29 protein-coding genes are annotated in these 20159 nt (G+C 65.1%); all 29 read left to right on the top strand.

The features are described from left to right. Nucleotides 1-84 precede the first annotated feature (84 nt). The 29 genes from rpsL to map all read left to right on the top strand — a co-directional run bounded on the left by rpsL (nt 85) and on the right by map (nt 20048). Complete coding sequence (gene rpsL / locus OD997_RS08390) at nt 85-453, top strand: 30S ribosomal protein S12 (protein ID WP_056223944.1); 369 nt, start codon at nt 85-87, stop codon at nt 451-453. A gap of 5 nt (nt 454-458) precedes the next feature. After that, a complete protein-coding gene (gene rpsG, locus OD997_RS08385) occupies nt 459-929 on the top strand; it encodes a 30S ribosomal protein S7 (RefSeq protein WP_056117669.1) in 471 nt (156 codons plus the stop codon). Between the two features lie 85 nt (nt 930-1014). Further along, the gene (gene fusA, locus OD997_RS08380) at nt 1015-3132 is read left to right on the top strand and encodes an elongation factor G (RefSeq protein WP_434331162.1); all 2118 of its coding nucleotides are present in this window, start codon (nt 1015-1017) and stop codon (nt 3130-3132) included. 148 nt (nt 3133-3280) lie between these two features. Then, complete coding sequence (gene tuf, locus OD997_RS08375; RefSeq protein WP_053097508.1) at nt 3281-4471, top strand: elongation factor Tu; 1191 nt, start codon at nt 3281-3283, stop codon at nt 4469-4471. 261 nt (nt 4472-4732) lie between these two features. Next, on the top strand, nt 4733-6376 hold the full coding sequence (locus OD997_RS08370) for an LPXTG cell wall anchor domain-containing protein (RefSeq protein WP_434331161.1): 1644 nt from the start codon (nt 4733-4735) through the stop codon (nt 6374-6376). Nucleotides 6377-6501: 125 nt separating this feature from the next. Beyond that, nucleotides 6502-6714: a hypothetical protein gene (locus OD997_RS08365; protein ID WP_056312873.1), complete on the top strand. Its 213-nt coding sequence runs from the start codon at nt 6502-6504 to the stop codon at nt 6712-6714. A gap of 861 nt (nt 6715-7575) precedes the next feature. Next, nucleotides 7576-7884, top strand: a complete 309-nt coding sequence (gene rpsJ / locus OD997_RS08360; RefSeq protein ID WP_017201594.1) for a 30S ribosomal protein S10 — start codon at nt 7576-7578, stop codon at nt 7882-7884. 8 nt (nt 7885-7892) lie between these two features. Then, nucleotides 7893-8552, top strand: coding sequence for a 50S ribosomal protein L3 (gene rplC, locus OD997_RS08355; RefSeq protein ID WP_056312872.1), 660 nt, complete (start codon nt 7893-7895; stop codon nt 8550-8552). A 2-nt stretch (nt 8553-8554) separates the two neighbouring features. Then, nucleotides 8555-9217, top strand: coding sequence for a 50S ribosomal protein L4 (rplD, locus tag OD997_RS08350; RefSeq protein ID WP_045253843.1), 663 nt, complete (start codon nt 8555-8557; stop codon nt 9215-9217). Then, entirely contained in the window at nt 9214-9537 is a 324-nt protein-coding gene (gene rplW / locus OD997_RS08345) for a 50S ribosomal protein L23 (protein ID WP_017829206.1), read from the top strand. The genes rplD and rplW overlap by 4 nt, the downstream gene beginning before the upstream one ends. A gap of 20 nt (nt 9538-9557) precedes the next feature. Further along, the gene (gene rplB, locus OD997_RS08340; RefSeq protein ID WP_045253842.1) at nt 9558-10397 is read left to right on the top strand and encodes a 50S ribosomal protein L2; all 840 of its coding nucleotides are present in this window, start codon (nt 9558-9560) and stop codon (nt 10395-10397) included. A 12-nt stretch (nt 10398-10409) separates the two neighbouring features. After that, entirely contained in the window at nt 10410-10691 is a 282-nt protein-coding gene (gene rpsS / locus OD997_RS08335; protein ID WP_017829205.1) for a 30S ribosomal protein S19, read from the top strand. 25 nt (nt 10692-10716) lie between these two features. After that, nucleotides 10717-11115 carry a 50S ribosomal protein L22 gene (gene rplV / locus OD997_RS08330; RefSeq protein WP_053097482.1) on the top strand — a complete coding sequence of 133 codons (399 nt, stop codon included), beginning with the start codon at nt 10717-10719 and terminating at the stop codon, nt 11113-11115. Then, entirely contained in the window at nt 11115-11870 is a 756-nt protein-coding gene (gene rpsC, locus OD997_RS08325; RefSeq protein WP_017201587.1) for a 30S ribosomal protein S3, read from the top strand. Before rplV ends, rpsC begins: the two co-directional genes overlap by 1 nt. Continuing rightward, a complete protein-coding gene (gene rplP / locus OD997_RS08320; RefSeq protein WP_056312870.1) occupies nt 11870-12289 on the top strand; it encodes a 50S ribosomal protein L16 in 420 nt (139 codons plus the stop codon). The genes rpsC and rplP overlap by 1 nt, the downstream gene beginning before the upstream one ends. Further along, nucleotides 12289-12606, top strand: a complete 318-nt coding sequence (gene rpmC / locus OD997_RS08315; protein ID WP_045278747.1) for a 50S ribosomal protein L29 — start codon at nt 12289-12291, stop codon at nt 12604-12606. The genes rplP and rpmC overlap by 1 nt, the downstream gene beginning before the upstream one ends. After that, nucleotides 12606-12923, top strand: a complete 318-nt coding sequence (rpsQ, locus tag OD997_RS08310) for a 30S ribosomal protein S17 (RefSeq protein ID WP_042538763.1) — start codon at nt 12606-12608, stop codon at nt 12921-12923. The genes rpmC and rpsQ overlap by 1 nt, the downstream gene beginning before the upstream one ends. Beyond that, nucleotides 12920-13288, top strand: a complete 369-nt coding sequence (gene rplN, locus OD997_RS08305) for a 50S ribosomal protein L14 (RefSeq protein WP_053097479.1) — start codon at nt 12920-12922, stop codon at nt 13286-13288. The genes rpsQ and rplN overlap by 4 nt, the downstream gene beginning before the upstream one ends. A gap of 3 nt (nt 13289-13291) precedes the next feature. Further along, a complete protein-coding gene (gene rplX, locus OD997_RS08300; protein WP_042538767.1) occupies nt 13292-13651 on the top strand; it encodes a 50S ribosomal protein L24 in 360 nt (119 codons plus the stop codon). Further along, nucleotides 13651-14241, top strand: a complete 591-nt coding sequence (rplE, locus tag OD997_RS08295) for a 50S ribosomal protein L5 (RefSeq protein WP_056312866.1) — start codon at nt 13651-13653, stop codon at nt 14239-14241. The genes rplX and rplE overlap by 1 nt, the downstream gene beginning before the upstream one ends. 120 nt (nt 14242-14361) lie before the next feature. After that, nucleotides 14362-14760 (top strand): 30S ribosomal protein S8, encoded by a 399-nt coding sequence (rpsH, locus tag OD997_RS08290; RefSeq protein WP_045253835.1) that lies wholly within the window; start codon nt 14362-14364, stop codon nt 14758-14760. Nucleotides 14761-14766: 6 nt separating this feature from the next. Further along, complete coding sequence (gene rplF, locus OD997_RS08285) at nt 14767-15303, top strand: 50S ribosomal protein L6 (protein ID WP_431071059.1); 537 nt, start codon at nt 14767-14769, stop codon at nt 15301-15303. Nucleotides 15304-15305: 2 nt separating this feature from the next. Continuing rightward, a complete protein-coding gene (rplR, locus tag OD997_RS08280; protein WP_029260926.1) occupies nt 15306-15665 on the top strand; it encodes a 50S ribosomal protein L18 in 360 nt (119 codons plus the stop codon). Further along, nucleotides 15662-16360, top strand: coding sequence for a 30S ribosomal protein S5 (gene rpsE / locus OD997_RS08275; protein ID WP_056514163.1), 699 nt, complete (start codon nt 15662-15664; stop codon nt 16358-16360). The genes rplR and rpsE overlap by 4 nt, the downstream gene beginning before the upstream one ends. Then, complete coding sequence (gene rpmD, locus OD997_RS08270) at nt 16360-16545, top strand: 50S ribosomal protein L30 (protein WP_042538783.1); 186 nt, start codon at nt 16360-16362, stop codon at nt 16543-16545. Before rpsE ends, rpmD begins: the two co-directional genes overlap by 1 nt. After that, nucleotides 16545-17171: a 50S ribosomal protein L15 gene (gene rplO / locus OD997_RS08265; protein ID WP_082478091.1), complete on the top strand. Its 627-nt coding sequence runs from the start codon at nt 16545-16547 to the stop codon at nt 17169-17171. Before rpmD ends, rplO begins: the two co-directional genes overlap by 1 nt. A gap of 102 nt (nt 17172-17273) precedes the next feature. Beyond that, nucleotides 17274-18596, top strand: a complete 1323-nt coding sequence (gene secY / locus OD997_RS08260) for a preprotein translocase subunit SecY (protein WP_056514161.1) — start codon at nt 17274-17276, stop codon at nt 18594-18596. Then, nucleotides 18593-19189 (top strand): adenylate kinase, encoded by a 597-nt coding sequence (locus OD997_RS08255; protein WP_056312860.1) that lies wholly within the window; start codon nt 18593-18595, stop codon nt 19187-19189. Before secY ends, OD997_RS08255 begins: the two co-directional genes overlap by 4 nt. Before the next feature lie 10 nt (nt 19190-19199). Further along, the gene (gene map / locus OD997_RS08250; protein ID WP_434331160.1) at nt 19200-20048 is read left to right on the top strand and encodes a type I methionyl aminopeptidase; all 849 of its coding nucleotides are present in this window, start codon (nt 19200-19202) and stop codon (nt 20046-20048) included. The last annotated feature ends 111 nt before the right edge of the window (nt 20049-20159 follow it).

The raw sequence follows: 20159 nt of genomic DNA, 5'->3' as shown, positions 1-20159 counted from the left end.
AAAAGCTCGTCGATTCCGGCGTGCCGGTGGGTCATGATGTGAAACCCATCACGCTGTCACCGTGCAGCATTATGAGGAGAGAACGTGCCAACCATTCAGCAGTTGGTTCGCAAGGGTCGCTCGCCCAAGGTCACCAAGACCAAGGCGCCCGCACTCAAGTCGAACCCGCAGCAGGCCGGGGTCTGCACCCGCGTCTACACCACCACCCCGAAGAAGCCGAACTCGGCGATGCGCAAGGTCGCTCGTGTGAAGCTCCGCAACGGCTCCGAGGTCACCGCCTACATTCCCGGCGAGGGCCACAACCTGCAGGAGCACTCCCTCGTGCTCGTGCGCGGAGGCCGTGTCAAGGACCTCCCCGGTGTCCGTTACAAGATCGTCCGCGGCGCCCTGGACACCCAGGCTGTCAAGAACCGTAAGCAGGCTCGCAGCCGCTACGGCGCGAAGAAGGGCTGAGTCCAATGCCTCGTAAGGGTCCCGCCCCCAAGCGTCCCGTCGTCAACGACCCGGTATACGGCGCTCCGATCGTCAGCCAGCTGGTCAACAAGATCCTGGTCGACGGCAAGAAGTCGCTCGCCGAGTCGATCGTCTACACCGCCCTCAAGGGCGTCGAGGCGAAGAACGGTCAGGACGCCGTCGCCACTCTGAAGAAGGCGCTCGACAACGTGCGCCCCACCCTCGAGGTCAAGAGCCGCCGCGTCGGTGGCTCGACCTACCAGGTTCCGGTCGAGGTCAAGCCGCACCGTGCGAACACCCTCGCCCTGCGCTGGCTCGTCAGCTACGCCAAGGGTCGTCGTGAGAAGACGATGACCGAGCGTCTGCAGAACGAGATCCTCGACGCGTCGAACGGTCTCGGCGCTGCCGTCAAGCGTCGTGAAGACACGCACAAGATGGCCGAGTCGAACCGCGCGTTCGCTCACTACCGCTGGTAAACAGCTTCGTCCGCCCCCGATCACACATCGGGGGCGGACACCCCCCTCTTCGCAGTACGACTGCACAAAAGATAAGGACACTCCTGTGGCACAAGACGTGCTCACCGACCTGAGCAAGGTTCGGAACATCGGCATCATGGCTCACATCGATGCTGGCAAGACCACCACGACCGAGCGCATCCTGTTCTACACGGGCGTCAACCACAAGCTCGGCGAGACCCACGACGGTGCATCGACCACCGACTGGATGGAGCAGGAGAAGGAGCGCGGCATCACGATCACGTCTGCCGCCGTGACCTGCTACTGGAACAAGAACCAGATCAACATCATCGACACCCCCGGTCACGTGGACTTCACGGTCGAGGTGGAGCGTTCGCTCCGCGTCCTCGACGGTGCCGTCGCCGTCTTCGACGGCAAGGAGGGCGTCGAGCCCCAGTCCGAGACCGTGTGGCGTCAGGCCGACAAGTACAACGTCCCCCGCATCTGCTTCGTCAACAAGATGGACAAGCTCGGCGCGGACTTCTACTTCACCGTCGACACCATCATCAACCGTCTCGGCGCCAAGCCGCTGGTCATCCAGCTGCCCATCGGTGCCGAGAACGACTTCATCGGCGTCATCGACCTCGTCGAGATGCGCGCGCTCGTCTGGGCGGGTGACTCCAAGGGTGACGTCACCATGGGTGCCTCCTACGAGATCCAGGAGATCCCGGCCGACCTCAAGGACAAGGCCGACGAGTACCGTCAGCAGCTCCTCGAGACCGTCGCCGAGACCGACGACGCGCTGCTCGAGAAGTTCTTCGGTGGCGAAGAGCTGACCGTCGCCGAGATCAAGGGCGCGATCCGCAAGCTCACCGTGGCTTCCGAGATCTACCCGGTCCTCTGCGGTTCCGCGTTCAAGAACCGCGGCGTCCAGCCGATGCTCGACGCGGTCGTCGACTACCTCCCGAACCCGCTCGACGTGGGCTCGATCGAGGCGCACGACCCCAAGGACTACGACACGATCATCGAGCGTCACCCCGACGCGAACGACCCGTTCGCAGCTCTCGCGTTCAAGGTCGCGGTGCACCCGTTCTTCGGTCGCCTCACCTACGTGCGCGTCTACTCGGGCCAGCTCGACTCCGGTGCCCAGGTCATCAACTCGACCAAGGGCAAGAAGGAGCGCATCGGGAAGATCTTCCAGATGCACGCCAACAAGGAGATCCCGGTCCCCTCGGTCACGGCGGGCAACATCTACGCCGTCATCGGTCTGAAGGACACCACCACCGGTGACACCCTGACCGACCCGGCCTCGCCGGTCGTCCTCGAGTCGATGACGTTCCCCGAGCCCGTCATCGAGGTCGCGATCGAGCCGAAGACCAAGGCCGACCAGGAGAAGCTGGGTGTCGCCATCCAGAAGCTCGCTGAGGAGGACCCGACCTTCCGCACGGAGCTCAACCCCGAGACCGGTCAGACGACCATCAAGGGCATGGGCGAGCTGCACCTCGACATCCTCGTCGACCGCATGAAGCGCGAGTTCAACGTCGAGGCCAACGTCGGCAAGCCGCAGGTCGCGTACCGCGAGACGATCCGCAAGGGCGTCGAGAAGCACGACTACACGCACAAGAAGCAGACGGGTGGATCGGGTCAGTTCGCGAAGATCCAGTTCAACATCGAGCCGCTCGACCTCGACGACGAGAAGACGTACGAGTTCGTCAACGCGGTCACCGGTGGTCGCATCCCGCGCGAGTACATCGGCTCGATCGATGCCGGCTTCCAGGATGCGATGAACGTCGGCGTCCTCGCCGGCTACCCGATCGTCGGCGTCAAGGCGACGATCGTCGATGGTGCTGCCCACGACGTCGACTCCTCGGAGATGGCGTTCAAGATCGCAGGATCGATGGGTATGAAGGAAGCCCTTCGTCGGGCGAGCCCGGCACTCCTCGAGCCGCTCATGGCGGTCGAGGTGCGTACTCCTGAGGAGTACATGGGCGACGTGATCGGTGACCTGAACTCGCGTCGTGGCCAGATCCAGTCGATGGAGGACGCCGCAGGCGTCAAGGTCGTCCGTGCGCACGTCCCGCTGTCCGAGATGTTCGGATACATCGGCGACCTGCGCTCGAAGACCTCGGGTCGCGCCGTCTACTCGATGGAGTTCAACAGCTACGCTGAGGTTCCCCGCGCTGTGGCGGACGAGATCGTCCAGAAGCACCAGGGCGGCGAGTAACAACTTCCTGGGAGCCGGGTTCCGGCCGGGCTCCCAGGTCCCCTACAACTTCACATTCCCTCTCTACTAAACTGAGAACCTAACCCGTAGAGATCCGGTCGCAATCCAGTGCCCGGTGACCTCTACACGACGTCCTGAGGAGGACCAAGTGGCTAAGGCCAAGTTCGAGCGGACCAAGCCGCACGTCAACATCGGAACGATCGGTCACGTCGACCACGGCAAGACCACGCTCTCCGCAGCGATCTCGAAGGTGCTTGCTGACAAGTACCCCTCCGACACGAACGTGCAGCGCGACTTCGCTTCCATCGACTCGGCGCCGGAAGAGCGCCAGCGTGGAATCACCATCAACATCTCGCACATCGAGTACGAGACCCCGAAGCGCCACTACGCGCACGTCGACGCACCCGGCCACGCCGACTACGTCAAGAACATGATCACCGGTGCTGCTCAGATGGACGGCGCGATCCTCGTGGTCGCCGCCACCGACGGCCCGATGGCTCAGACGCGTGAGCACGTGCTGCTCGCCAAGCAGGTCGGCGTGCCGTACCTGCTGGTCGCGCTGAACAAGGCCGACATGGTCGACGACGAGGAGATCCTGGAGCTCGTCGAGCTCGAGGTCTCCGAGCTCCTCGCCTCGCAGGGCTTCGCCGAGGACGCTCCTGTCGTCCGCGTCTCCGCTCTGAAGGCACTCGAGGGTGACGAGAAGTGGACCCAGTCCATCCTCGACCTCATGGAGGCCGTCGACAACAACGTTCCCGACCCCGTGCGCGACAAGGACAAGCCGTTCCTGATGCCCGTAGAGGACGTCTTCACGATCACCGGTCGTGGAACCGTCGTCACCGGCCGCGCCGAGCGTGGCACGCTGGCCATCAACTCCGAGGTCGAGATCGTCGGACTGCGTCCGACCGTCAAGACCACGGTCACGGGTATCGAGATGTTCCACAAGCAGCTCGACGAGGCATGGGCCGGCGAGAACTGTGGTCTCCTGCTCCGTGGCACGAAGCGTGAGGACGTCGAGCGCGGTCAGGTCATCGTCAAGCCGGGTTCGGTCACGCCGCACACCGACTTCGCGGGCACCGCGTACATCCTGTCCAAGGATGAGGGTGGGCGTCACAACCCCTTCTACACGAACTACCGCCCGCAGTTCTACTTCCGCACCACCGACGTCACCGGCGTCATCACGCTGCCCGAGGGCACCGAGATGGTCATGCCCGGCGACACCACCGACGTGACGGTCGAGCTGATCCAGCCGATCGCCATGGAGGAGGGCCTCGGCTTCGCCATCCGTGAGGGTGGACGCACCGTCGGCGCCGGTACGGTCACGAAGATCATCAAGTAAGCATCTGCTTCCTGAAAAAAGGGGTCGGGCCTTCGGGTCCGGCCCCTTTTTTCGTGCTCCCGCGACGCTCCGGCGTTTATGTTCTTGAATATAACGCGAAGTGTCATATGTCGTTGTGAGTGCTGCGTTCCGCGCAGTACGCACGCTCGTGCCCGAGGTCAAGGTCGGTCACGACACCGCTGATGCTCGGAGAGGCCCCACGCCCTCCTGAGCTCGCGAAGCGGTGCGCATGCGGATAGGGGAGTACCTGCACACCGGGGAGTGGCGTGCAGGGTTAAGGGGAATTCAGCATGCGTTCGACCCGCGGGTACCGAGGTCGAGTACACGCTCACGGTGCGCAACGACGGTCCTTCGGTCGCCGACGCGTTCGTCACGGATGTGCTTCCGGAGGGCCTCAGCGCGATCTCGATCGCCGGCGAGGGGTGGACATGCGACGATGCGAGCGAAAGCTGCTCGCAGGTGGGCCACCCGCTGGGCGACAGCACCATCACCGTGGTCGCTCTCGTCGTGTCGAACGTCCCGACGGGCACGGCCCTGACGAACACGGCGACCCTGTCGTGGTCGGACAGCCGGTCGGACTCGCCGCACGAGGACACCGACACGGCGGTGATCGACGTCACGACCGACGCCGATCTGCAGCTGATCAAGACGGCGATCGACGGCGAGGGCGCGGATATCTCCTCCGCGGTGGCGGGCGAGAGCGTCCGCTACCGGGTGGAGGTCGCCAACCTCGGTGCCAGCGACGCGGTCGGTCCTGTCACGGTCACCGACCGTCTTCCCGAGGGCGTGAGCTTCATGGCACTCGCGGGCGACGCCGCGACCGCTGCGACGCCCGTGATCGAACTCGATGCGCTGATCGACCCGACCGTGGTGCAGGGGGCGACGCTGACGAACACGGCCACGGTGTCATCCGGTACGCCGGACTCGAACTCCGACAACGACACCGACACTGCTGCCGTGACGGTGGATAGGGAGGTCGATCTCGCGATCACCAAGACGCATGATGCGGATGCCGTGCGCATCGGCGACCTGCTGCCGTTCACCCTCGAGGTGCGCAACAGCGGTCCGTCCGAGGCGACCGGGGTCGTGGTGACGGATCTCGTGCCTGCGGGTCTCGAGGTCACCACTCTCGTGGGCTACCGGGTGGGCGATGACTGGACGATCGACTCGATCGCGCCGGCCGACGCCGAGGATCCTCTCGCCGGAACCCTGGTGACCGCGCGCTACGCGCTGTCGCTCGCACCGGGAGAGACCGCCGCCCCGCTCGTTGTGACGACGCGGGTGCTGGTCGCGGCGTACTCCGAGGTCGTCAACGTCGCGGATGTCACGGCGACGGAGATCACCGAGGAGCACCCCGACCGCACGCCGGACGACAACCGCGCGTCCGACGCGGTGACGGTGCCTGGCCTCGCCGCGCTCGTGGTCACGAAGACCGCCGTCGGCGCCTTCCAGGTCGGCAAGGTCGGCGTGTACGAGATCGTGGTGCGCAACGACGGCCCGACCGCCGACCCCGGTCCCGTCACCATCACGGATGCCCTGCCCGCGGGGCTCACGTTCGACAGCTCGCCCGATCAGGGTGTGCGGGTCGACGGTCGTGTCGTGACGTGGACGCTCGAAGACGGTCGCGCCCTCGATGAGGAGGTCACTCTCACGCTGCGGGTGCGCATCGGCGAGCAGGCCTACCCGTCGGTCACCAATGCCGTCGTGGTGGATTCGCCGACCGAGCAGACCGATGAGGCGCAGCTCGTCGACGACGCGACAGTCGATGTGAAGGCGGCCGATCCGCTCGCGACGACCGGAGCCGAGACGGCCTGGAGCCTGATCGCGATGGCGCTGCTGATGCTCGTCTCCGGAGGGCTGTTCCTCGCGTACCGCCGTCGACGGGATGCCGTCACCGCCGAGTAGTCGCGGCAGGGAGGGGCGGTCTTCATGACCGCCCCTTTCGCGTCTCTTCCGCCGGGGCGCCGATCCGGGCAGAATGAACGTGCGTCGGGGATCCGCCGCATCCGATCGCATACAAGGGGGCCCGCATGGGTATCGAGGACACCGTCAACAAGGGCAAGGATCTGTACGAGCAGAACAAGGACAAGATCGCCGAGGCCGTCAAGAGCGAGCAGGCCGAGGACATCAGCGACAAGGTCCTCGACGGCGTCGCCGACTTCGCGAAGAAGCTCGCTCCGGGTGCCGCGGACAAGATCGACGAGATCCGCGACAGCGCCGACAAGGCCGTCGGCAACGAGTAACGCTCGCCACTGACACCGAGAGCGGCGGCTCCCTGCGGGGAGTCGCCGCTCTTTTGCATCCGGAACCAAGTATTCCGGGTGGCGGTATCGCGTTTAAGCGGCCTGTTCCCGTAGGATGGTTCTCGATCGCCTGGGGAACTTGCGATCAGGGATGTCGAAGGGGTTCGACATCCCGAATTCACGCGGTTCGCCGCGTCAAACTGGGGAATACGATTTTGGGGATCATCGTGCGACGCGCGCACTCTGTGCGCTCTGACGTCTTCCCGCCCGCGCGGCGGTCGCTTCGCCGCGCCCTCGGTCGAGGATCCCGGCGTCCCTTCACGCCGGTCTCCTCGCGTTCGGTGTGCCCCCTCGCACTGAACGCCCTCCCCAAGCGGGGCGAGGCATGGGGATGCCTCGCCCCGCTCTCCTCAGCGCGCTGAGGGGTCGTCGGCGGCGTCGATCAGAGACGCCGATCCGACGGCTGGGGCGTGCCCTCAGGAGATGCACAGCCGGCGCGACACGCCCGGGTTTGCGCAAGTGAAATCGGCCATGGCAGAATAGACAGGTTCGACATTCCGGCGTGCTCAGCGTGACCGGATCACCATCACGGCAGTGCATAGGCGGCGCAGACGCGCAGGGACCTAGGCCGCGGGTGGCAGAACGATCCCGACATCTTCATCATGAGGGCTCTGCCGTGCGCGGCGGAGGTCGGACATCCGCTCGTCGCGAGGCGTGCGGGATGACAGCAGAACAGTGGTGCAGCAGATCGACTCGCGAGAGCCGTTCGAGTGCCGAGGCGCGAACAGCGCCGACGTGCGTCCAATGCCCCTGGGTCACCCGGCCTAGGTCGGTAAGACGCTTAAAGAGAGAGAGCAGACAATGGCGGGACAGAAGATCCGCATTCGCCTGAAGTCGTATGACCACGAGGTCATCGACACGTCCGCACGCAAGATCGTCGACACGGTGACCCGCGCGGGCGCCACGGTCGTCGGCCCCGTGCCCCTTCCGACCGAGAAGAACGTCGTGTGCGTCATCCGGTCGCCGCACAAGTACAAGGACAGCCGCGAGCACTTCGAGATGCGCACCCACAAGCGTCTGATCGACATCGTCGACCCGACGCCCAAGGCTGTCGACTCGCTGATGCGTCTCGACCTTCCTGCCGATGTCAACATCGAGATCAAGCTCTGAGGTCGGACATGGTTGACATCAACTCCAAGATTTCCAAGGGCATGCTGGGCACGAAGCTCGGTATGACCCAGGTCTGGAACGAGAGCGGCAAGCTCGTTCCCGTCACCGTCATCGAGCTCGCCTCGAACGTGGTCACGCAGATCCGTACCCCCGAGAAGGACGGCTACAACGCCGTGCAGATCGCATACGGCCAGATCGACCCGCGCAAGGTGAACAAGCCGCTGACCGCTCACTTCGAGGCTGCAGGCGTCACGCCGCGTCGTCACGTCACCGAGATCCGCACCGCGGATGCCGGCGACTACTCGCTGGGCCAGGAGCTCACGGTCGACGGCACGTTCGAAGCCGGCCAGCTCGTCGACGTCGTCGGCACCAGCAAGGGCAAGGGCTTCGCCGGTGTCATGAAGCGTCACAACTTCAAGGGCGTCTCGGCTTCGCACGGTTCGCACCGCAACCACCGCAAGCCCGGCTCGATCGGCGCATCGTCGACCCCGAGCCGCGTCTTCAAGGGCATGCGCATGGCCGGCCGTATGGGTGGCGAGCGCGTGACCGTCCTCAACCTCACGGTGCACGCCGTCGACATCGAGAAGGGTCTGCTGCTCGTCAAGGGCGCCGTCCCCGGTGCTCGTGGCCGCATCGTCTACGTCCGCAACGCAGTGAAGGGTGCCTGATCATGGCTGACTCCACTCTCGCGCTTGACGTCCTCAAGGCAGACGGCAAGAAGGCTGGCTCGATCGAGCTTCCCGCCGAACTGTTCGACGCCAAGACGAACATCCCGCTCATCCACCAGGTCGTCGTCGCGCAGCTCGCGGCGGCTCGCCAGGGAACCCACTCGACCAAGCGTCGCGGTGAGGTCTCGGGTGCCGGCCGCAAGCCCTTCAAGCAGAAGGGCACGGGTAACGCCCGTCAGGGCTCCATCCGCGCGCCGCACATGACCGGTGGTGGAATCGTGCACGGCCCCAAGCCGCGCGATTACTCGCAGCGCACCCCCAAGAAGATGATCGCCGCCGCCCTCCGTGGTGCACTGAGCGACCGCTTCCGCGGTGACCGCATCCACGCCATCGAGTCGTTCGGCATCGACGGCACGCCTTCGACCAAGACCGCGGTGAACTTCCTCACCAACGTCGTCTCGTCGAAGAACGTGCTCGTGGTCATCGAGCGCAACGACGACGTGACGCTGAAGAGCATCCGCAACCTGTCGAACCTGCACGTGCTGACGTTCGACCAGCTCAACGCATACGACGTGCTCGTCTCCGACGACATCGTCTTCACCCAGGCCGCGCTCGAGGGCTTCATCGCCTCCAAGTCCGGCGCCAACCAGGAGGTCTCCGCATGAGCGAGCAGGCATCTGTTCTCCAGACGGCCCTGAACAAGGACCCGCGCGACATCATCCTGAAGCCGGTCGTGTCCGAGAAGAGCTACGGTCTCATCGACGAGGGTAAGTACACCTTCCTCGTGGACCCGCGCGCTTCGAAGACCGAGATCAAGCTCGCCATCGAGAAGATCTTCGGCGTCAAGGTCGCTGGGGTCAACACCCTCAACCGCGTCGGCAAGGCTCGTCGCACCCGCTTCGGCACGGGCAAGCGCAAGGACACCAAGCGCGCCATCGTGACCCTGAAGTCGGGCACCATCGACATCTTCACGGCAATCGGCTGATCCGGGGGATAAGGACAATAATGGCTATTCGCAAGTACAAGCCCACGACCCCGGGCCGTCGCGGCTCGTCGGTGGCTGACTTCGCCGAGATCACCCGATCGACGCCGGAGAAGTCGCTGCTGCGCCCGCTCTCGAAGACCGGTGGTCGCAACAACCAGGGCCGTATCACGACCCGTCACATCGGTGGTGGCCACAAGCGCCAGTACCGCGTCATCGACTTCCGTCGCAATGACAAGGACGGCGTGGACGCCAAGGTCGCTCACATCGAGTACGACCCCAACCGCACGGCACGCATCGCGCTGCTGCACTACTTCGACGGCGAGAAGCGCTACATCCTCGCGCCGGCGAAGCTCAAGCAGGGCGACGTCATCGAGTCGGGTGCAGGTGCCGACATCAAGCCGGGCAACAACCTCCCGCTGAAGAACATCCCGACGGGTACCGTCATCCACGCGATCGAGCTCCGTCCCGGTGGCGGCGCGAAGATGGCACGTTCGGCCGGTGCATCCGTCCGTCTCGTCGCCAAGGATGGCAACTTCGCTCAGCTGCGTCTGCCCTCGGGCGAGATCCGCAACGTCGATGCGCGCTGCCGCGCGACCATCGGCGAGGTCGGAAACGCCGAGCAGTCGAACATCAACTGGGGTAAGGCCGGCCGCATGCGCTGGAAGGGCGTCCGCCCGACCGTCCGTGGTGTCGCGATGAACCCGGTCGACCACCCGCACGGTGGTGGTGAGGGCAAGACGTCCGGTGGACGTCACCCCGTCTCCCCGTGGGGCCAGGCTGAGGGTCGCACCCGTCACGCCAACAAGGAAAGCGACAAGTACATCGTGCGTCGTCGTAACGCCGGCAAGAAGCGTAAGTAGGAGTAAGAGAAGATGCCTCGCAGTCTTAAGAAGGGCCCCTTCGTCGACGATCACCTGCTTCGCAAGGTGGTCGTGCAGAACGAAGCCGGCACCAAGAACGTCATCAAGACCTGGTCTCGCCGGTCCATGATCATCCCGGCCATGCTGGGTCACACGATCGCGGTCCACGACGGTCGCAAGCACATCCCCGTGTTTGTGTCCGAGACCATGGTCGGCCACAAACTGGGCGAGTTCGCGCCCACCCGCACCTTCCGCGGCCACGAGAAGGACGACAAGAAGGGCCGCCGCCGCTGACGCGGTGGCGATAGAGGAGAGAGAAATGGTGGAGTCCATCGCACGCGTGCGACACATCCGCGTGACCCCTCAGAAGGCTCGTCGTGTCGTCGCGCTCATCAAGGGCAAGCAGGCCCAGGAGGCTCTGGCGATCCTGAAGTTCGCGCAGCAGAGCGCCAGTGAGCCGATCTACAAGCTTGTCGCGTCGGCCATGGCCAACGCGCAGGTCAAGGCGGATCGTGACGGCGAGTACCTCGACGAGCAGGACCTGTACGTGGCTAACGCCTACGTAGACGAGGGCACGACGCTCAAGCGTTTCCAGCCCCGTGCACAGGGTCGCGCTTTCCAGATCAAGAAGCGCACGAGCCACATCACGGTCGTGCTCTCGACGCCTGAGGCAGCTCCGGCTGCGGCAAGCGACAGCAACAAGAAGGCGAGCAAGTAATGGGACAGAAAGTAAACCCGTACGGCTTCCGCCTCGGCATCACGACTGACCATGTGTCGCGTTGGTTCTCGGACTCGACGAAGCCGGGTCAGCGTTACGCCGACTACGTCGCCGAGGACATCAAGATCCGCAACCTGCTGAAGACGCAGCTCGACCGCGCCGGTGTCTCGAACATCGAGATCGAGCGCACCCGTGACCGCGTCCGCGTCGACATCCACACCGCCCGTCCGGGCATCGTGATCGGTCGTCGTGGAGCAGAGGCCGAGCGCATCCGCGGCGACCTCGAGAAGCTCTCGGGCAAGCAGATCCAGCTGAACATCCTCGAGGTCAAGAACCCCGAGGCCGACGCTCAGCTCGTCGCACAGGGCATCGCCGAGCAGCTCTCTGCTCGCGTGGCGTTCCGTCGTGCGATGCGCAAGGGTCTCCAGGGCGCGCAGCGCGCTGGCGCCAAGGGCATCCGCATCCAGGTCTCCGGCCGCCTCGGCGGCGCCGAGATGAGCCGTTCGGAGTTCTACCGCGAGGGTCGTGTGCCGCTGCACACGCTGCGCGCGAACATCGACTATGGCTTCTACGAGGCCAAGACCACCTTCGGCCGCATCGGCGTGAAGGTCTGGATCTACAAGGGCGACCTGACGGCGAAGGAGCTCGCTCGCGAGCAGGCCAACGCCCCCAAGGCTCGTCGTGATGACCGTGGTGGCGACCGTCGTCGTGCACCGCGCAACGAGGCACCCGTCGCAGAAGGAGCGTCTGCCTGATGCTTATTCCCCGTAAGGTCAAGTTCCGTAAGCAGCACCACCCCGGCCGTAGCGGCCAGGCGACCGGTGGCACGAAGGTCTCCTTCGGCGAGTACGGCATCCAGGCGCTCACGCCTGCTTATGTGACGAACCGTCAGATCGAGTCCGCTCGTATCGCGGTCACCCGTCACATCAAGCGTGGCGGAAAGGTGTGGATCAACATCTACCCTGACCGTCCGCTCACCAAGAAGCCTGCTGAGACCCGCATGGGTTCCGGTAAGGGTTCCCCCGAGTGGTGGGTCGCCAACGTCAAGCCGGGTCGCGTCCTCTTCGAGGTCTCCGGTGTGAGCGAGGAACTCGCTCGCGAGGCACTGACCCGAGCAATTCACAAGCTGCCTCTCAAGGCACGCATCATCAAGCGCGAGGAGGGCGACGCGTAATGGCGATCGGCACCAAGGAGCTCGCTCCGGCAGAGCTCGACACGTTCGAAGACCAGCGCCTCGTTGAGGAGCTGCGTAAGGCCAAGGAGGAGCTGTTCAACCTCCGTTTCCAGTCGGCCACCGGCCAGCTGGAGAGCCACGGCCGCATCCGCGCCGTCAAGCGCGACATCGCGCGCCTGTACACCGTGATCCGCGAGCGCGAGCTGGGCATCCGTGCCACGCCCGCTCCCGTCGAGGTTCCGGCCAAGAAGGCGACCAAGTCGAAGGCGAAGAAGGCGGACTCCGCCGACGACGCCGTGAAGGAAGAGGCTGAGTGATGGCCACCAAGAAGGAAGCCGCCGTCGAGGCTGAGCACGCCGCACACGACGTCCGCGATGCGGATGCCCGTGGGTACCGCAAGTCGCGTCGTGGCTACGTCATCAGCGACAAGATGGACAAGACCATCGTGGTCGAGGTCGAGGACCGCGTGAAGCACCCGCTTTACGGCAAGGTCATCCGCCGCACCTCGAAGGTCAAGGCGCACGATGAGGCGAACTCCGCCGGCATCGGCGACCTCGTCCTGATCAACGAGACCCGCCCGCTCAGCGCCACGAAGCGCTGGCGTCTGGTGGAGATTCTGGAGAAGGCCAAGTGATCCAGCAGGAATCCCGCCTCAAGGTCGCCGACAACACCGGCGCGAAGGAACTGCTCACCATCCGTGTTCTCGGCGGCTCGCGTCGTCGTTACGCCGGTCTCGGTGACACGATCGTCGCGACTGTCAAGGACGCGATCCCGGGCGGAAACGTCAAGAAGGGCGATGTGGTCAAGGCCGTCATCGTCCGCACGGTCAAGTCCACGCGCCGTCCCGACGGTTCGTACATCAAGTTCGACGAGAACGCCGCCGTGATCCTGAAGAACGACGGGGAGCCCCGCGGCACCCGTATCTTCGGACCGGTCGGTCGCGAGCTTCGTGACAAGAAGTTCATGAAGATCGTCTCGCTGGCGCCGGAGGTTATTTAAGTCATGGCGAAGATCAAGAAGGGTGACCTGGTTCAGGTCATCACCGGAGCGACGCAGGAGCGTGGCGGAGATCGCGGCAAGCAGGGCAAGGTCCTCGAGATCCTGGCCGACAAGAACCGCATCATCGTCGAAGGCGTGAACTACGTCACCAAGCACACGCGTGTCGGTCAGACGCAGCGTGGCACCAAGACGGGCGGCCTCGAGACTGTCGAGGCCTCCATCCACATCTCGAACGTCGCACTCGTCGACCCCTCGACCAAGAAGCCGACCAAGGTCGGCCACCGGGTCGAGGAGCAGACCAAGGACGGCGTCAAGCGCACCGTCCGTGTGCGGTACGCGAAGAAGTCAGGTAAGGACCTCTGATGGCAACCACCGACGCTGCGGTGGCTGGCAAGATCCAGCCCCGCCTGAAGGCGAAGTACAAGGCCGAGATCCAGCAGAAGATGCAGGATGAGTTCGGCTACACCAACGTGATGCAGATCCCCGGTCTGGTCAAGGTCGTCGTGAACACCGGTGTCGGTGAAGCGGCCCGTGACAGCAAGGTGATCGACGGCGCGATCGACGATCTCACCAAGATCACCGGTCAGAAGCCGCTCGTCACGAAGGCACGCAAGTCGATCGCGCAGTTCAAGCTGCGCGAGGGCCAGGCCATCGGCGCACACGTCACCCTCCGTGGCGACCGTGCGTGGGAGTTCCTGGACCGCCTCGTCTCGCTCGCTCTGCCCCGCATCCGCGACTTCCGCGGTCTGTCGGCCAAGCAGTTCGACGGCAACGGCAACTACACCTTCGGTCTCCAGGAGCAGAGCGTGTTCCACGAGATCGATCAGGACAAGATCGACCGGGTTCGCGGTTTCGACATCACTGTCGTCACCACCGCGAAGACGGACGACGAAGGTCGCGCACTTCTGCGTCACCTCGGCTTCCCCTTCCGTACGGAAGACGCCAAGGCGTAAGCGGTTTCGGGCGGGGCGCACAGCGCCCCGCCCGATCCCGTACAATTGAAGATTGCGTGTCATCGCAGGCCGTCTGTCGTGTAACGGCAGCCGGAACCTCATGAACAAAGGAAAACAACAATGACAATGACAGACCCGGTCGCAGATCTGCTGACCCGTCTGCGTAACGCGAACTCGGCGCACCACGATTCCGTGACCCTGCCCTCGAGCAAGCTCAAGACGCACATCGCCGAGATCCTCCAGCAGGAGGGCTACATCGCTGGATGGGAGACGACTGACGCTCGCGTCGGCTCGAACCTCACCCTTCAGCTGAAGTACGGCCCCAACCGCGAGCGTTCGATCGCGGGCATCAAGCGCGTGTCGAAGCCGGGCCTCCGCGTGTACGCGAAGTCCACCGAGCTCCCCAGGGTCCTCGGCGGCCTCGGCGTGGCCATCCTGTCCACCTCCTCCGGTCTTCTCACCGACCGTCAGGCAGAGCAGAAGGGCGTGGGCGGAGAAGTTCTCGCCTACGTGTGGTAATCGAAAATGTCGCGTATTGGACGACTTCCCATCGACGTTCCCGCGGGCGTGACCATCTCGGTCGACGGCCGTGAGGTCGCGGTGAAGGGCCCCAAGGGTGAGCTCACCCTGACGGTCGCAAAGCCCATCGAGGTCGCGGTCGAGGAGAACCAGGTTCTCGTCACCCGCCCCGACGATGAGCGCGAGTCCCGGTCGCTTCACGGCCTGACCCGCACGCTCATCAACAACAACATCATCGGCGTGACCCAGGGCTACACCAAGGGTCTCGAGGTTGTCGGAACCGGTTACCGCGTCGCTCAGAAGGGCAGCTCGGTCGAGTTCGCCCTGGGCTTCTCGCACCCGGTCCTCATCGACCCGCCCGCCGGTATCACGCTGACGGTCGAGGGCAACAACAAGCTCACGGTCAGTGGTATCGACAAGCAGGCTGTCGGCGAGGCAGCTGCGAACATCCGCAAGATCCGCAAGCCCGAGCCGTACAAGGGCAAGGGTGTGCGCTACGCCGGCGAGATCGTGCGTCGCAAGGCCGGAAAGAGTGGTAAGTAACCATGGCTCTCAAGTCAAAGTCTGACGCCCGCGCGCGTCGTCACGCCCGCCTTCGCAAGAAGGTCGTCGGCACCGAGGTGCGTCCGCGCCTCGTCGTCAACCGTTCGGCTCGCCACGTCTTCGTGCAGCTTGTCGACGACAGCAAGGGTCACACCGTCGCGTCGGCTTCGACGCTCGAGACCGACCTGCGCTCGCTCGAGGGTGACAAGACCGCCAAGGCCCGCAAGGTCGGCGAACTTCTCGCCGAGCGCGCGAAGGCTGCCGGCGTTTCCGAGGCAGTGTTCGACCGTGGCGGCAACCGCTACGCAGGTCGTGTCGCCGCCATCGCCGACGGCGCCCGCGAAGGGGGTCTGGCACTGTGAGTGACAACAAGGAGAACGAAGTGACCGAAGCGGCAGCTGCCACTTCCGAGACTGCCGCCGGCACCACGCAGGCCGAGCCGTCTCAGCGCGACAACCGCCGCGGCGGGGGTCGTGGTGACCGCAACCAGGGTGGCCGTGACCGCAACTCCCGCGACCGTGGGGACAACCAGTTCCTCGAGCGCGTGGTCACCATCAACCGTGTCTCGAAGGTCGTGAAGGGTGGTCGTCGCTTCAGCTTCACCGCTCTCGTGGTCGTCGGTGACGGCAACGGTCTGGTGGGTGTCGGCTACGGCAAGGCCCGCGAGGTCCCTCTGGCGATCTCGAAGGGTGTCGAAGAGGCCAAGCGCAACTTCTTCCGCGTTCCGCGCGTCGGAAGCACCATCCCGCACCCCGTGCAGGGTGAGGCCGCAGCAGGCGTCGTCCTGCTCCGTCCGGCCGCTGCCGGTACCGGTGTCATCGCCGGTGGTCCCGTCCGCGCCGTGCTCGAGTGCGCCGGTATCCACGACGTGCTGTCGAAGTCGCTCGGCTCGTCGAACACGATCAACATCGTGCACGCGACGGTGACGGCTCTGAAGCAGCTCGAGGAGCCCCGTGCGGTCGCCGCACGTCGTGGCCTCGAGTTCGACCAGGTCGCACCCGCGCGTCTCGTCCGTGCGGAGGCTGACGCCATCGCCGCACAGAAGGTAGGTGCCTGATGGCTGCGCGCCTGAAGGTCACGCAGGTCAAGTCCAAGGTGAGCGAGAAGCAGAACCAGCGTGACACGCTGCGCAGCCTCGGTCTGAAGCGCATCGGTGACAGCACCGTTCGCCCCGACGACGCGCAGACGCGCGGTTACGTCAAGACCGTCGCCCACCTCGTCAAGGTTGAGGAGATCGACTAATGGCTGAGAAGAACGAAGCCGTCGAGGCCGAGAAGGCCCCGAAGAAGGCTGCCGCTCCCAAGGCCGCAGCTGAGAAGAAGCCCGCCGCCAAGAAGGCACCGGCGAAGGCGACCGAGGCCAAGGCCGACGCCGTCAAGAAGCCGGCTGCCAAGAAGGCTGCGCCGAAGAAGGATGCTCCGGCATCCCGCCCCGGCGTGCTCAAGGTGCACCACCTGCGTCCGGTCCCCGGATCCAACACCGCGAAGACCCGTGTCGGTCGCGGTGAGGGCTCCAAGGGCAAGACCGCGGGTCGCGGTACCAAGGGTACGAAGGCTCGCAACACCGTTCGCGTCGGCTTCGAGGGTGGGCAGATGCCTCTGCACATGCGCACCCCGAAGCTGCGCGGGTTCAAGAACCCGTTCCGCGTGGAGTACCAGGTCGTGAACCTGGAGAAGCTCGCGGAGCTGTACCCCAAGGGTGGCGACGTCACCATCAGCGACCTCGTCGCCAAGGGTGCCGTTCGCAAGAACGAAAAGGTCAAGGTTCTCGGAAACGGCGACATCGCCGTGAAGCTCACCGTCGCGGTCGACAAGGTCTCGGGTTCTGCCGAGCAGAAGATCGTGGCGGCCGGCGGATCCGTCAAGTAACCACTTCATAAGAGGGGTCGGAGATTCTCCGGCCCCTCTTATGGGTTAGCCTGTTCTTTCAGCCGTCCCTCAGGGATCGGCAACCTTTTCAGGAGGACGTCCTTGTTTAGCGCCATCGCGCGGATCTTCCGCACGCCCGACCTGCGTCGGAAGATCGGTTTCACCCTCGCCATCGTCGCCATCTACCGGCTTGGCTCGAATGTCCCTGCTCCGTTCGTGAACTTCCCGAACGTCGAGGAGTGCCTGGCTCTGAACTCAGGCACAGAGGGACTCCTCGGTCTCGTCAACCTGTTCTCCGGTGGCGCGCTCCTCCAGCTCTCGATCTTCGCGCTCGGCGTCATGCCGTACATCACCGCGACGATCATCACCCAGCTCCTGCGGGTCGTCATCCCTCACTTCGAGGCGCTTCACAAGGAGGGTCAGGCCGGTCAGGCACGACTCACCCAGTACACGCGCTACCTGACGATCGCGCTGGCACTGCTGCAGTCGACGACCCTCGTCACGGTCGCCCGCAGCGGACAGCTCTTCGGCACGACCGACGTCGCCGCCTGCCAGAACCTGCTTACGAACGACGTGTGGTGGGCACAGCTGCTCATCATCATGGCGATGACCGCCGGCACCGGCCTCATCATGTGGTTCGCCGAGCTCGTCACCGAGCGCGGCATCGGCAACGGCATGTCGCTGCTCATCTTCACGTCGATCGCCGCGACCTTCCCCGGCGCCATGTGGCTCATCTGGGAGAGCAAGGGATTCGAGGTCTTCCTCCTGGTGCTGCTGGTCGGAATCATCGTGATGGGCCTCGTCGTGTTCGTCGAGCAGTCCCAGCGGCGTATTCCGGTGCAGTATGCCAAGCGCATGGTCGGACGCCGCACCTACGGCGGCACGAACACCTACATCCCGATCAAGGTGAACATGGCGGGCGTGATCCCCGTGATCTTCGCCTCGTCGCTGCTGTACATCCCGGCACTGATCGCGCAGTTCAACACCCCGCAGGACGGCTCCGAGCCCGCGGCGTGGGTCACGTGGATCAGCGCGAACTTCACCACGGGTAACCACCCGGTCTACATGGCCGCGTACTTCCTGCTGATCATCGGGTTCACCTACTTCTACGTCGCAATCACGTTCAACCCCGTCGAGGTCGCCGACAACATGAAGAAGTACGGCGGGTTCATCCCCGGCATCCGTGCTGGCCGTCCGACCGCCGAGTACCTCGATTACGTGCTCACACGCATCACGCTTCCCGGCTCGATCTACCTCGGCCTGATCGCGCTGATCCCGCTGATCGCTCTCGCCACCGTCGGCGCCAACCAGAACTTCCCGTTCGGTGGCGCGTCGATCCTCATCATCGTGGGTGTCGGTCTCGAGACGGTCAAGCAGATCGATGCGCAGCTGCAGCAGCGTCACTACGAAGGGCTCCTCCGATGACTCGATCAGCTCGTCTCCTCATCGTCGGACCGCAGGGATCGGGCAAAGGCACCCAGGGTGTCCGCATCGCCGAGTCCTACGGCATCCCGGTCGTGTCCACCGGCGACATCTTCCGGGCGAACATCAAAGAGGGCACGCCGCTCGGCCAGCAGGTCACGGCTGTCCTCGACCGCGGCGATCTGGTCCCCGACGAGCTGACCAGCGAGATCGTCCGCGATCGCCTGTCGCAGGATGATGCGGCAAACGGCTTCCTGCTCGACGGATACCCCCGTAACTCGGCTCAGGTGGCGCACCTCGACGCGTTTCTGGCGGAGCGCGGCGAGTCCCTCGACGCGGTGATCCTGCTCGACGTTCCTCGCGAGGAGAGCATCGAGCGTCTCAAGCTCCGCGCGGCGGAGCAGGGGCGGTCGGACGATACCGACGAGGCCATCGCGCATCGCCTGGACATCTACGAGCACGAGACGGCTCCGATCCTCGAGGTCTACGGCCCGCGAGGCGTCGTCGACCGCATCGACGGCGTCGGCAGCCTCGACGAGATCACCGAGCGCGTCTTCGCGGCGCTGACCGCACGCGGTCTGCGCCTCGCGGCCTGATCTGCGCACGATGTTCCGCAAGTCGATCTACAAGAGCGCCGCACAGCTGCGCGCGATGGTCGAACCCGGCCTCATCACGGCGGCGGCCCTCGAGGCCGTCCGTCCGCTGATCCGTCCCGGTGTCACGACGCTCGAGCTCGACGCCGAGGCGAACAGGGTGATCCTTGCTCGCGGCGCGGAGTCGAACTTCCAGCTCGTCCGCGGCTACCGCCACACGACCTGCATCTCGGTCAACGAGGAGGTCGTGCACGGCATCCCCGGCGAGCGGGTGCTGCAGGCGGGCGACATCGTCTCGATCGACTGCGGTGCGCAGTACCAGGGGTGGAACGGCGACAGCGCGATCACCGTCGTGGTGCCGGACGACAGCCGCCCCGAGCTGATCGCCCAGCGCGAGGAGCTCTCCCGGGTGACGGAGGGGTCGATGTGGGCCGGAATCGCCGCCATGGCGTCCGTCTCGCACCTGGGCGACATCGGTGCAGCCATTCAGGGCTACATCGAGGCACAGGGCCCGTCAGTGGTCTCCGGCGAGACCTACGGCATCCTCCGCGAGTACGTGGGTCACGGCATCGGCCGCAAGATGCATGAGGCGCCGAGCGTGTTCAACTACCGCACGCCCGATCCCGGCGCCGAGGTCAAGCCGGGGCTCGTGCTCGCCATCGAGCCGATGGTCACCGCCGGCGGCGACGAGACCTTCGTCGAGGACGACGACTGGACGGTCTCGACGGTCGACGGCACCGACGGCTCGCACTGGGAGCACAGCGTCGCCCTGCACGAGGGGGGCATCTGGGTGCTCACGGCCGTCGACGGGGGAGCGGCAGGCCTCGCACCCTTCGGCGTGAAGCCGACGCCGATCGCCTGATCCGGCGGATGCTGCGAGCGGCGTCCGGCGTCATGCGGAGGATCGTCACAACGCGCACATAGGTTTCTCCGGGCACAATGGGTGTATGGGTGCGCATGCGCCCGCAGACTT

It is taken from the genome of Microbacterium sp. CGR1 (genome assembly GCF_051062835.1).
Taxonomy (GTDB): domain Bacteria; phylum Actinomycetota; class Actinomycetes; order Actinomycetales; family Microbacteriaceae; genus Microbacterium.
The sequence above is the reverse complement of the archived record's forward strand: the minus strand, read 5'-3'. Positions and strand labels throughout refer to the sequence as shown.

Coding starts and splice junctions, on each gene's coding strand:
- rpsG (WP_056117669.1), top strand. CDS start 459: ATGCCTCGTAAGGGTCCCGCCCCCAAGCGTCCCGTCGTCAACGACCCG.
- OD997_RS08365 (WP_056312873.1), top strand. CDS start 6,502: ATGGGTATCGAGGACACCGTCAACAAGGGCAAGGATCTGTACGAGCAG.
- rpsJ (WP_017201594.1), top strand. CDS start 7,576: ATGGCGGGACAGAAGATCCGCATTCGCCTGAAGTCGTATGACCACGAG.
- rplC (WP_056312872.1), top strand. CDS start 7,893: ATGGTTGACATCAACTCCAAGATTTCCAAGGGCATGCTGGGCACGAAG.
- rplD (WP_045253843.1), top strand. CDS start 8,555: ATGGCTGACTCCACTCTCGCGCTTGACGTCCTCAAGGCAGACGGCAAG.
- rplW (WP_017829206.1), top strand. CDS start 9,214: ATGAGCGAGCAGGCATCTGTTCTCCAGACGGCCCTGAACAAGGACCCG.
- rplB (WP_045253842.1), top strand. CDS start 9,558: ATGGCTATTCGCAAGTACAAGCCCACGACCCCGGGCCGTCGCGGCTCG.
- rpsS (WP_017829205.1), top strand. CDS start 10,410: ATGCCTCGCAGTCTTAAGAAGGGCCCCTTCGTCGACGATCACCTGCTT.
- rplV (WP_053097482.1), top strand. CDS start 10,717: ATGGTGGAGTCCATCGCACGCGTGCGACACATCCGCGTGACCCCTCAG.
- rpsC (WP_017201587.1), top strand. CDS start 11,115: ATGGGACAGAAAGTAAACCCGTACGGCTTCCGCCTCGGCATCACGACT.
- rplP (WP_056312870.1), top strand. CDS start 11,870: ATGCTTATTCCCCGTAAGGTCAAGTTCCGTAAGCAGCACCACCCCGGC.
- rpmC (WP_045278747.1), top strand. CDS start 12,289: ATGGCGATCGGCACCAAGGAGCTCGCTCCGGCAGAGCTCGACACGTTC.
- rpsQ (WP_042538763.1), top strand. CDS start 12,606: ATGGCCACCAAGAAGGAAGCCGCCGTCGAGGCTGAGCACGCCGCACAC.
- rplX (WP_042538767.1), top strand. CDS start 13,292: ATGGCGAAGATCAAGAAGGGTGACCTGGTTCAGGTCATCACCGGAGCG.
- rplE (WP_056312866.1), top strand. CDS start 13,651: ATGGCAACCACCGACGCTGCGGTGGCTGGCAAGATCCAGCCCCGCCTG.
- rpsH (WP_045253835.1), top strand. CDS start 14,362: ATGACAATGACAGACCCGGTCGCAGATCTGCTGACCCGTCTGCGTAAC.
- rplF (WP_431071059.1), top strand. CDS start 14,767: ATGTCGCGTATTGGACGACTTCCCATCGACGTTCCCGCGGGCGTGACC.
- rplR (WP_029260926.1), top strand. CDS start 15,306: ATGGCTCTCAAGTCAAAGTCTGACGCCCGCGCGCGTCGTCACGCCCGC.
- rpmD (WP_042538783.1), top strand. CDS start 16,360: ATGGCTGCGCGCCTGAAGGTCACGCAGGTCAAGTCCAAGGTGAGCGAG.
- rplO (WP_082478091.1), top strand. CDS start 16,545: ATGGCTGAGAAGAACGAAGCCGTCGAGGCCGAGAAGGCCCCGAAGAAG.
- OD997_RS08255 (WP_056312860.1), top strand. CDS start 18,593: ATGACTCGATCAGCTCGTCTCCTCATCGTCGGACCGCAGGGATCGGGC.
- map (WP_434331160.1), top strand. CDS start 19,200: ATGTTCCGCAAGTCGATCTACAAGAGCGCCGCACAGCTGCGCGCGATG.